Source organism: Thermoflexus sp. (assembly GCF_042408365.1).
In the GTDB taxonomy this organism is placed as follows: domain Bacteria; phylum Chloroflexota; class Anaerolineae; order Thermoflexales; family Thermoflexaceae; genus Thermoflexus.
In genome coordinates this window covers 1-10,891 of sequence record NZ_JBHOQJ010000184.1, presented here as the reverse complement: position 1 = coordinate 10,891, position 10,891 = coordinate 1, and the positions used below count along the sequence as shown (strand labels likewise).

Genomic DNA, 10,891 nt, shown 5'->3' with positions numbered 1-10,891 from the left:
CGCACCTCACAGAAAGCCCACGCATCTTTTTCCCCTTAATCCGAGTTCGATCCCCATGCGTATCAAGATACAAAACACGGCATGGCTTAGAAACCTCATGGCTCTATGTTGTCCGCCTCTTCGCATTGATGAAAGAGGGTTCGCGACAAGCGCGATTCCGAAAAGGATTGGAGCGTCAATGGTAGGGGTTGGGGAACAACTGGAACGATGCGCCGCTTCCCGGGGGTCTCCCCGCGGGCCAGCCCCGCTCGAGCGGGCGATCCTCGGGGCGCTGGTCTATGCGGACCTCTTCGACTACCCCCTCACCCTCCTCGAGATCCACCGATACCTAATCGCTGTCCCCGCCTCGCTGTTAGAGATCCGCACCGCCATCGCCCGAAGCAAGTGGCTGACGGATCGGATCGTGGAGCGGCGAGGCCTGTGGACGCTTCGCGGGCGAGAGCACCTTTGTGAGCTTCGCTCGCAGCGGGCGGCGGCCGCCGCCCGGCTATGGCCGCACGCGCTGCGATATGGCCGGATCCTGGCCGCCCTCCCCTACGTGCGCATGGGGGCGGTAACCGGAGCGCTGGCTATGGACAACGCGGAGGACGGAGATGACATTGATTACCTGATCGTCACCGCCCCTGGGCGGCTCTGGCTCTGCCGGGCCATGGTCATCGCGCTGGTCCGTTGGGCCGCCCGACATGGCATCGCCCTGTGCCCGAATTACTTCCTCTCCGAGCGAGCCCTGGCCCTCGAAGACCGCAACCTGTTCACCGCCCACGAGCTGACCCAGATGATCCCGCTCTTCGGCGGCCCGATCTACCAGCACATGCGCGCGCAGAACGCCTGGACGGCCCGGTTCCTCCCTAACGCCGACGGGCCGCCCTGGTCGGCCGAGGTGGTCGCGACCGGAGGGCGGTGGATCCGCGCCGGCTTGGAGGCCATCGGCCGCGCGCCCCCCGGCGCCTGGCTGGAGGCTTGGGAAATGCGGCGGAAGATTCGCAAGTTCAGTACCCGGGAGGGAGGCGAGGTCCGCTTCGATCCCGACCATTGCCAGGGCCACTTCGATGGCCATGGCCAGCGCACCCTGGCCGCGTTCGCGGAGAGGTTCCACCGTTTGTGTTTATAGTGGTTCGCCGATTTGACCCACGGCCCTTTGGGCCGCAGGGGGGAGAGAAAACCCTGAAGTCGGGAGGTGGCCCGGATGCGCCCAGAGATCACACTGGTCCATCCGCTCTTCATCGCCAAGGATCCAGTGGAGCGCCGCCTGATGACCCCCTATTTCCCCCTGGGCCTCATGTATCTGGCCGCCGTCCTGCGGGAGCGGGGCTATCAGGTGGAGCTCTTTGACTGCACATTCCGTCAGGATTACACAGAGTTCGAGGACTACATGCGCCGTCGGCGTCCGCCGGTGGTGGGGATCACCTCGCTCATCACCATTCGGCGCCACGCCCTCATTCTGGCCGAGATCGCGCACCGCTACGGGGCCACAGTCATCATGGGCGGCCCGGACCCCACCGGGCTGCCGGAGCGTTATCTCGGCTATCGGGGCAGCCAGGGGGAGTTCCCTGTGGACGTGGTGGTCTTCGATGAAGGGGAGCTCACCATCCAGGAGCTAGCGGATCACCTCTTCGGCCGGCCGGAGGCCCCGCGGGATCTGCGGGAGATCCCCGGGTTGCGCCTGCGAGGACCCGACGGGCGGGTGATCGCCACCGCGCCGCGACCCTTCATCGCCGATCTGGATACTCTTCCCTTCCCCGCTCGGGATCTGGTGGAGATGGAGGATTACCGGCGCGCGTGGCGGAAGGCCCACGGCTACTGGCCCCTTTCAATCATCAACACGCGGGGATGTCCCTATGCCTGCACGTGGTGCCAGAAAGCGGTCTTCGGGCGGGCCCACCGGGGGCGCTCCCCGGCGAACGCCGCGGAGGAGATGCGGCATCTGAAAGAGGCCTATCAGCCGGATTTCCTGCGGGTGGTAGACGACATCACCGGAGTGGATCGCAAGTGGGTCCTGCGATGGCGCGATGAGGTGCTGGCCCGAGACGCGGTGATCCCCTTCGAGTGCCTGACGCGGGTCAACCTGGCCAGCGAGGAGATGCTGGCCGCACTGAAGGAGATGGGATGCCGCCGCATCTACTTCGGTGCCGAATCCGGCTCCCAGAAGGTCCTTAACGCAATGAAAAAGGGAACTAAGGTGCAGCAGATCTACGAGGCGGCGGAGCGGTGCAAACGCCTTGGGATCGAGATCTATTTCTTCATGATGGTGGGATACCCCGGGGAGGAATTCGAGGATCTCCAGCAATCGGTGCGGTTGCTGCGCGAAACCCTCCCCGACCGCTTCAGCACCACCATCGCCTATCCCCTCCCCGGAACGCCGTTCTACGAACAGGTGCGCGACCGCTTCATGTTTGACTCCGAATGGAACATTGATTGGGATTACACCGCCCAGAACCGATTGCTGTTCCGCCGCGAGCGCTACGATACCCGCTTTTATCGCTGGGTGATCCGATGGTTCCAGAAGGAATGGGAGGAGGCGCGCCTCCGGGCCGGCTGGCGGCCTCCCTGGCTCCGCCGCCTGCGCATTTGGATCGGGCGATGGATCGCCCGCATGATGGTTCATCTCCTGGCCCGTTGGCCCGGCCGACCCCTGGTCCGGTTCCACCCGGCGGAGGGGAGGTAGCGGACGAGCGTTCCAGCATCCTGTTTCAAACCGGGCTCTTGAACGCCTGACTGCAAACGACAGGCGCTAAAGTGCCCTACTCCAAATGAAGGTGGTCACTCCATCCGGTATTTGGCCTTTGGAGCTCGCCACCACCGAAAGGAGTGACTACCCAAACGAGAGAAGCCTCGCATGGAGCTCCGTTACACCGCCATTGCCGAAGCATTCGATCGAATCGCGCCGATCTACGACGAGCACTACAGCGCCCAAGCCAACCCGATCCAGGCGTGGATGCGCGCCGAGGCCATGCAAGTTCTGCGCGAGGTCCTCCCCCCTGGAGGGTGGGTGCTGGAGATCGGATGCGGGACCGGGGAAGAGACGCTGGCCCTGGCCCACGCTGGGTTCCGGGTGCTGGCGACGGATATCGCCCCAGAGATGCTCCATTGCGCCCAATCCAAGATCTCGAGGGCTGGGCTGGCCCATCGCGTCACCTTCGTGGCCATCCCAGCAGGCTACCTGGCCGCCCTGCGGCCGCCGCAGCCGTTCGACGGCGCTTACGCAGGGTTCGGCGCCCTCAACTGCGAGCCCGCCCTCGAACGCTTCGTGCAGGCCCTCGCCGGGCTTCTTCCAGCCGGAGCACCGCTGGTCCTCTCAGTCATCAACTCCCGCTGCCTCGTCGAGGCCCTTTGGCATCTCATCCACGGCCGGCTCCAAGCAGCCTTCCGCGGGCGGGGGAACAACTGGGCGATCGCCACGCTGCCCGGACCGGATGGCGAGCGGATCCCCCTTCCCATGCGGCCCCTCTCCGCCGGTGTCCTCCGGAAGGCCTTCGCGCCATCTTTCCAGATTGAGCGAACGATGGCCCTCCCATTGCTGTTGCCCCCGCCCCCGATGGCGGATCTCCTCCAGCGGCATCCCCCGCTTCTCCGCCCTTTGGTGACCCTCGACCGGATGGCGCGCGCCCGATGGCCCTGGCGGGATTGGGGCGATCATCTCCTGATGATTATGCGCCGCCGATGAGCCTGCGACCGATCTTCCACACAGAGTGGCCGATCCACGCCGCGCCCGTCCTGGCGGATCTGGACCGGGACGGCGAACTGGAGCTTCTGATCGCCGCCGAGGCCCTCTATGCCCTCCGCCCGGACGGCCACCGGCTTCGCGGCTTCCCCTTCTATGCGGGAGGCGCCTTCGCTTCTCCTCCCGCCATCAGCGATCTTAACGGGGATGGTCAGATGGAGATCGCGATCGGGTGCGACGATGACCGCGTCTACGTTCTGGACAGCCGGGGTCGGATTCTCCCCGGATGGCCATGTCGAACCGAGGGGGACGTCTATGGCCCTCCGACCTTAGCAGATCTGGATGGCGATGGGCAACTGGAGGTCCTCGCCGGATCGGATGATGGCCGGGTCTACGCCTGGCGGGCGGACGGCTGCCTGCTCCCCGGATGGCCCCAGGCGACCGGCGGCTTTGTCTCCGCCTCTCCGACAGTCAGCAACCTGGATCGCGATCGAAGCCTCGTGGTGATCGCCGGATCCTGGGACGGCCATGTCTACAGTTGGAGGGCCGATGGCTCCCCTCTCCCAGGTTGGCCACAGCCGACGGGCCACTTCGTGTGGTCCACCCCTGCCCTCGATGACCTCGATGGGGACGGCTGCCCGGAAATCATCGCGGCCTCGGATCGCGTTTTCGTCTGGCGGTGGAATGGAACGCTCCTCCCCGGCTGGCCACAACCCATGCGCTCGTTCGCGGCCGCCCCGCCGGTCCTGGTGGATCTGGATCAGGATGGCCGGCAGGAGATCGTGGTGGCGGCCGATCGGCTCTATGGCTGGCGTGGGGACGGGACGCCGCTGCCGGGTTTCCCTGTAGATCTGGGGACGTTCCTCTGGGCGGCCCCAGGGGCGGCCGATGTAGACGGGGACGGCCGGCCGGAGCTTGTAGCTGGCGGATGGGATGGATGCCTCTATTTGCTTCGATGGGACGGCGGCCTCCTCAGCGCCATCCGAATCGGCGCCCCGATCTTCGCTGCGCCCCTGATCCATCAAGGGGGAAAAGGCCCGGAGATCCTGATCAGCGCGTGGGACGGCAGCCTTTACCGCCTGCGGACGGAGGACTTCCAACCCGCGAACACCGGGGGGCCAAGGCCAGCGCGATGGATCGAATGGACTTGGATGCCCCTTCGGGGGCTGCTGCGTCTTCCGGAAGACACCCCGGCCTTCCTCGTGGTAGAGGGTCCTCCCTCGCCGCGCGCCCTCCTCCTTTATCAGCGGGAAGGAGAGTCCACCGCCCGTCCCATCCCCCTCCTGGTCCACGGGGGGCAGTTAGTCGGCGTGTTCCCTCCCCTGCGAGCGGGGGTGCGGGGGAGGATCTGGATGAAGACAGCGCCGGAGGCAGACCCCCATCTCGGACCGGTGGAGTTTCGGATTGTTCCCCACCGGGAGGCACGCTGGCGACGATGGCGCCGCGGGATCCGACGGAGGTGGCGATGGATCTGGCCGTGATCACCTCTTTCCCGCCCCGCCTAACGGGCATCAGCCAGTATGGCTTGCACCTCTGCCAAGCCCTGGCCCGAACCGGCCAGCTGGGCCGCATCGCTGTGTTGGCGGAGATCGATGGGCAAGCTGGGGATTCGGCCGCCCTCGGGCCCAGCGTGGAGGTCCGCCGGTGCTGGCGCTATGGCCATCCCGCCCTGGGCCTTCAGCTCCTGCGCGGGCTGGAGGATACGCATTGCGGGAGAGCCTGGGTGAACTTCGGATTCGGGAGCTTCGGACCTTCGCCCGCCGCCCTGCTCTCGGCACTGGTCGGGCTCACCCTCGCCGCGCGGCGCGGGTTCGCGCTGCTGATCACCCTCCACGAGGCCAGTGCCGTCAGCACGGAAGAGGCAGGCGCTCTGTGGGGGGTCCCGCTCGGGCGTATCCTTGATGGGCTGTTCCGATGGCTGATCCGCATTGGGGCGGTGGCGGTGCCCCTGCGCGCCGACGCCCAACGGCTGCGGGCGCGCTTCCCCCAGGCGGCGATCGTGCACCTCCCCCATGGAAGCTTCTACCCGCCCGAAGCGTTACCGGAACCCGAACGCCCCAGTCTACTGTTCTTCGGCAGCCTGGCCCCTTATAAGGGGATCGATCTCCTCCTTGAAGCTTTCCGATCATTGCGGGCGCAACATCCGGAATTGAGCTTGGAGATCGCGGGGGCTGAGCATCCCCGGTTTCCTGGGTATGCGCATCGCCTCCGGGCCGCCAGCACCCACCTCCCTGGGATCCATTGGCTCGGGCCGGTGGAAGAGGCGACGGTGCGCGCCCTCTTCGCCCGCAACACGCTCGTCGTCCTACCCTATCGCCAAGCGACTGGCCCGTCGAGCGTGATGATCCGCGCAGCCGCCTGGGGCCGCGCGGTAGTGGCCAGCGATCTCCCGGCGCTGCGAGCGGCGGCGGCCGAAGCCGATCTACTCAGCGAGTGGATTCCCTCCCGCGATCCCGCAGCGTTGGCCCGCGCGATCGCGCGTCTCCTACAGCGCCTGGACCTCCGGGCACATCAGCGCCAGCATAACCTCCAGGCGATCGCTTCCTGCACCATAGACATCGTGGCCCAAGCGTATGCGCGGGTTCTTGAGGCGCTTCCGGCGCTATCCTGCAACCGCTTCCCCAGGAGGGGGCCTATCATTGGGGCTCATACAGATAATGTTATGGAACTCAGCTCAAAACCCCCCTTCCTAGGGGTTGGGGAGCGGGGAGGATCCATACCTCCCTCAACATTCAGGTCGGTACAGCAATCGGACCCAACGGGGCCCCTGGCCGATCCCGTTCCCCCCTCTTCCTCCCCGCGCCCTCTTCGGTGGCGAGGATGGGGGGAGAGTTTTCAGCCGGGCCGGCCCAGCCGAGACCTTCCCTAAGCGATCGAATGAGAAGCCAGACAAGGGAACTGCCCATGCAGAGCGCTTCCCGGCGATTGCTGGCCTTCAGCGTGGCGGTGGCCTGGCCGCTGGTCGCCTCGGCCCGCTATCGCCACTCTTACGATGCCTGGACCCACATGTTCTTCGCCGATCACTACCGGAGGGAATGGTGGGCGCTCTGGGAGCCCCGCTGGTATGGCGGCTTCCCTGTTGTCGCGTACCCGCCCCTGGTCCATCAGCTCATCGCTCTCCTCTCGTTCCCTTTGGGCGTGGAGGCCGCATGGGCGTTGTCCATGCTGCTCATCCTAACGGCGCTTCCCTTTGCCTTCCGCGCCTTCGCCCGGCGGGTTGTGGGGCCGCGGATCGCCGCGCGGGCTGCGTTCTTGGTCCCCCTTCTCCCTTCCATCCATCTCGCCGCCCACACCTTCGGGCAGCTTCCTACCTTGTTCGGCCTGGCCGCAGCCCTGGCCGGGCTGGCCGCCCTGGCAGATTTCCTTCAGGACGGCCGGTGGCGGGATGGCATCCGAGCCGCCCTCTGGCTCACAGCCGCCGCCGCGGCCCACCACGGGACGCTGCTGATGGTCCCGTGGGCGGTCGTGGCTGTCGGCCTCCGGCCGATTGCAGCCCGTCAAGCGCCCGCCCGCCGCATCCTATGCCGGCTCCTCCCCTGGGCCGTGGGAGCCGCTTTGGGGATCGGCGGAGCGATCTGGCCATTCTGGCAGTGGGGGCTTTCCCAGACGATGCAGCAACCCATTGATCACGCCTCCCGCCACTCCTTTCTCCGGGATCCTACAGCTGCACGGATGTTTCTCTGGCCGATGTATGGGCCCCTGCTCCTCGCGCTTCCCTTCGCGATCCCATGCTTCCGTCACCGCCGTCGCTGGACGATCGGCGGGCTGTTCGCTTTTTGTTTCGTGATGGGCTTGGGAGGGACCACACCATTGCCGCGATGGGTCTATGGGGCGGGCTGGGAATGGCTGACCTACGACCGCTTCGCCCTGTGGGCGACCATCTGGCTGACCCCAGCCCTTGAGGGGTGGGCCCTGGTCCTCCGGCGGCGGTTCCGATGGGCACGACGGGCAGGCCTCCTGGGCGTCCTCCTCCTGGCCACAGCGGCCCTCTACGCCAGCCAGCTGGCCTCTCTGTGGCCAACCCAGCCTCCCCTCCTCAACCTTTCGCCCCTGGTCGCCTTTCTTCGCCAAGGCGAAGCCCAACGCTGGCGGTACGTCACCTTCGGATTCGGCGATCAGATGGCGCGCCTCTCTCTTTACACCCAGGCAGAGACGATCGATGGAAATTATCACACCGCCCGGCCATGGCCGGTGCTGCGGGAGAGCGGATTAGGCAGCCTGGACGCGGCCTACTGGCTCCCCGATGGACTGAAGCGGTTGGAAGGGATCTTGGGGCGGCTGGGGGAGGTCGGGGTGCGCTGGGCCTTCGTCTATCATCCGGCCTATGTCCCGCTCCTCGCCCGCCACGGCTGGCGCTTGCAACAGGTTCTCGCGAACGGGGTAGAGGTCTGGGAGAACCCGCACGCGATGCCGCCGCCTTCCCAGTCGGAGCCGTTTCATCCGCTGGCTGCCCTCTCGTGGGGGCTGCTGCCCGGGCTCAGCCTGATCGCTGCCCTCATCCTCTCCCTTCCCTCACGGATGAAAGCCTCCGCGCCCTGCGCGGCCCGGGAGCGACTCCGATGAAGGGACAAACGCTCTTGTGGAAGACGCTCCTCATTTCCCTGAACGGCCTCTATATGGGGGCGATCGGGGCGCTGCCAGTGGCTCTGGGGTTCTGGGTCTACATCCCATGGCAGCGCCTCCCCTACCCCCCGGTCTACTTCGTTTACTCCAGCGTCCTCCTGTTTGGCAGTGACCTCCTCCTCCTGATCGCCCTGGGGGCCGATCTGGGCCTCCGCGCCCTCACGGGGACCCCAGAGATCCACCGGCCCCATCCCTCGCTTCAGTTCCTCATCGGGCTGGCAGCGTGGGCCACGCTCAGCGCCGCGTGGTCCCTCGAGCCCCGCCTCTCGCTCTACACCGGCCTCCACCTCCTCGGGATCAGCGGACTCGCCCTCTCGCTGAGCGGGCGGCCCTCAGCATGGCGGCCCCTCTCCCTCGGATGCTTCCTCGGGATCCTGCTGCAGACCACGCTGGCGGCCCTGGAGACCATGGCCCAATCCACTGCGTTCCTGAAGCCCCTGGGCTTGGAATGGCCCGGCCAGTTGGATCCGTCCGTCCCGGGGGCGGCGGTGATCGCGCTCCCTGGAAGCCAACGGTGGCTGCGGGCGTATGGAACCCTTCCCCATCCGAACCTGCTCGGTCTGTATCTATTGGGGCTGGCGGCCGCCCCGGCCGCATGGGGCCTCCGGGGAGACCGCTGGGCGATCATCGGCCGGGCGGGGATCGGCCTGGCCGCCATGGGGCTGGGGATGAGCTTCTCGCGAGCGGCGTGGTTGGGGTTCGTGGTAGGTCTCCTCTGGCTGCTTGCGGCTCCCCGTTTTCCAACAGGCCGTCGAACGGCCCTCGTCCTCAGCGGTGCGGGGGGCCTGCTGACGGTCGTATGTGCCTTCGCCCCGCAGACAGTGAGCCGAATCGCGGGCAACGGGAGCCCGCTCGAGGCCCGCTCGATCCTGGAGCGGCAATGGCTGATGGAACAGGCGCTGCACCAGATTACAGCGCATCCGCTCCTCGGAATCGGGGCAGGGACCTTCCCGCTGGCCCTGCGGGAAGGGCTGCCGCCAGGCTACCGGCCCGAGCCGGTTCATCACGTGGGCGCGCTCATCATGGCTGAGCTGGGCCTCCCCGGGACCCTGCTCGGCCTGGGGATGGCGGGGGCGCTCCTGCGTTCCATACGTCGGGGAGTCTCCCCAGAGGCCTGGGCGTTGGCGGCCTCCCTGCTGGGCTTGCTGGTCGTCAGCATGCTGGACCATCCCCTTTGGACGCTGGCGCCAGCCCGGGCGCTGGGCGGATGCCTTCTGGGGGCGTGGGCGGGGCAACTCCAGGCCAACGGTGGATCCGCTTTGAGGCTCCCGCCGCGCCATTAATCGGCCTGGGGGGAGCCCGCCGAACGCTCCCGGAATGCCGGGAGGAAGAGCGCCCCCATTCCCCATGCCGATCCCAACATTGCGATAGCGGCTCCTATCCCGCCCCAGGAGGGGATGAGGAGCCCGTTCAGGGTGAGGTTGAGGATGGTTCCCAGGAGGAAAATCCGGAAGAGCCGATCGGAACGCCCCCGGGCGATCCAGAGGGCGGCCCCCAGGCTGGAGAGGAAGGCGGGGGGCCATGCCCAGACAAGCCCTCGCAACATCGGGATCGCTGGCTGGTAGGTGGCTCCGAAGGGCAGGCGGATCAATGGGTCGGCGAGGAAGGTCAAGCCGAGGGCAGCGAGGGTCGCCATCCCAAGAGTGCCCACCAGGGCCCGCCGGACCGTTCGCTCGGGATGCGCTTCGGTGGCCAACCGGGGGAGCAATGCGGTAAACACCGCGTTGCTCAGGAGCAACCCGGCCTCGTAAAACCGGTAAGCGAGGCCGTAGAAGCCGGCCTCCACCGGGCCCTTCAGCGTTAGGAGGATCAGATTATCGGCTCGCGCGTAGAGCGCACCGACGATCCCGAAGCCCAGCATCTCCAGCCCCTCCCGCGCCGCCTCCGGCGCCCACAGACGCTCCCCTTTCGATCGCCATCTCCAGGGGGCACCGAACCGCTCCGCCATCCAGCGAAGCCCGATTCCATCCAGCAACAACGCCCCCGCGAAACCCGCCCAGAGCGCCGTCCATCCGTACCGAGCCGCCAAAGTCATCCCCCCCAGACCCACCGTCCGAGTGAGGAACAACACGGTGGCTGCTTGATCCAAGCGGCCAGCGGCGGTCAGGCGCGTGCCGTGCCATGTGATCCATGCCATCACAAGCAACAGGGGTGTCACCAGGGGAAGCTCTCCACGGATCGCAGAAGGGGCCCAACCTATAAGGGAGACGGGAGCGGCCAAAGCGATCAGCAACAAGATCCACCCTATCTGAATCAAGAGATACGTCCGGACCCGGGGGCGATCGGCACGGGCCAGATCGCGCGTCATCAAGGAGGATAAACCGCTGCTGACCGCTTGGTGGGCCAGCCGCAACCAGGCCTGAAGGACCGTGAACCGGCCGAAATCGGCCGGGCCGAGCCAGAGGGCCAGAAGGAGAGATTGCAGGAATCCCAAGGCCCGCGACCAACCCTGAGCGCCTCCCCAAAGGGCGGATTGCGCCCATAGTCCCCTAAGGCGACCGGAGGGCATCACCGGCTCCAAGGGAAGATCGGAGCGCGAGGGCTGCAAACCGGTGCGCGCCACATCCTCCAAAGGGTCCTCCGTGGGGGTTAGGGGCGAGATCGGAA

General features: G+C 66.8%; 8 protein-coding genes. 7 read left to right on the top strand and 1 reads right to left on the bottom strand.

All coding sequences use genetic code 11. The features are described from left to right. Positions 1-178 precede the first annotated feature (178 nt). The 7 genes from ACFMO5_RS08575 to ACFMO5_RS08545 all read left to right on the top strand — a co-directional run bounded on the left by ACFMO5_RS08575 (position 179) and on the right by ACFMO5_RS08545 (position 9,567). The gene (locus tag ACFMO5_RS08575; RefSeq protein ID WP_376792334.1) at positions 179-1,111 is read left to right on the top strand and encodes a hypothetical protein; all 933 of its coding nucleotides are present in this window, start codon (positions 179-181) and stop codon (positions 1,109-1,111) included. Positions 1,112-1,186: 75 nt separating this feature from the next. Next, a complete protein-coding gene (locus ACFMO5_RS08570) occupies positions 1,187-2,665 on the top strand; it encodes a B12-binding domain-containing radical SAM protein (protein ID WP_376792333.1) in 1,479 nt (492 codons plus the stop codon). Between the two features lie 171 nt (positions 2,666-2,836). Further along, on the top strand, positions 2,837-3,664 hold the full coding sequence (locus ACFMO5_RS08565; protein WP_376792332.1) for a class I SAM-dependent methyltransferase: 828 nt from the start codon (positions 2,837-2,839) through the stop codon (positions 3,662-3,664). Then, positions 3,661-5,142: an FG-GAP-like repeat-containing protein gene (locus tag ACFMO5_RS08560; protein WP_376792331.1), complete on the top strand. Its 1,482-nt coding sequence runs from the start codon at positions 3,661-3,663 to the stop codon at positions 5,140-5,142. The genes ACFMO5_RS08565 and ACFMO5_RS08560 overlap by 4 nt, the downstream gene beginning before the upstream one ends. Beyond that, entirely contained in the window at positions 5,097-6,530 is a 1,434-nt protein-coding gene (locus ACFMO5_RS08555; RefSeq protein ID WP_376792330.1) for a glycosyltransferase, read from the top strand. Before ACFMO5_RS08560 ends, ACFMO5_RS08555 begins: the two co-directional genes overlap by 46 nt. A 35-nt stretch (positions 6,531-6,565) precedes the next feature. Further along, positions 6,566-8,224, top strand: coding sequence for a hypothetical protein (locus tag ACFMO5_RS08550; RefSeq protein WP_376792329.1), 1,659 nt, complete (start codon positions 6,566-6,568; stop codon positions 8,222-8,224). After that, a complete protein-coding gene (locus ACFMO5_RS08545; RefSeq protein ID WP_376792328.1) occupies positions 8,221-9,567 on the top strand; it encodes an O-antigen ligase family protein in 1,347 nt (448 codons plus the stop codon). Before ACFMO5_RS08550 ends, ACFMO5_RS08545 begins: the two co-directional genes overlap by 4 nt. On the opposite strand, the gene ACFMO5_RS08540 is transcribed toward ACFMO5_RS08545, so the two are convergent. Beyond that, a partial coding sequence (locus tag ACFMO5_RS08540) for an oligosaccharide flippase family protein (RefSeq protein WP_376792327.1) occupies positions 9,564-10,891 on the bottom strand: 1,328 nt, incomplete at its 5' end. The two genes, ACFMO5_RS08545 and ACFMO5_RS08540, sit on opposite strands and share 4 nt — an antisense overlap.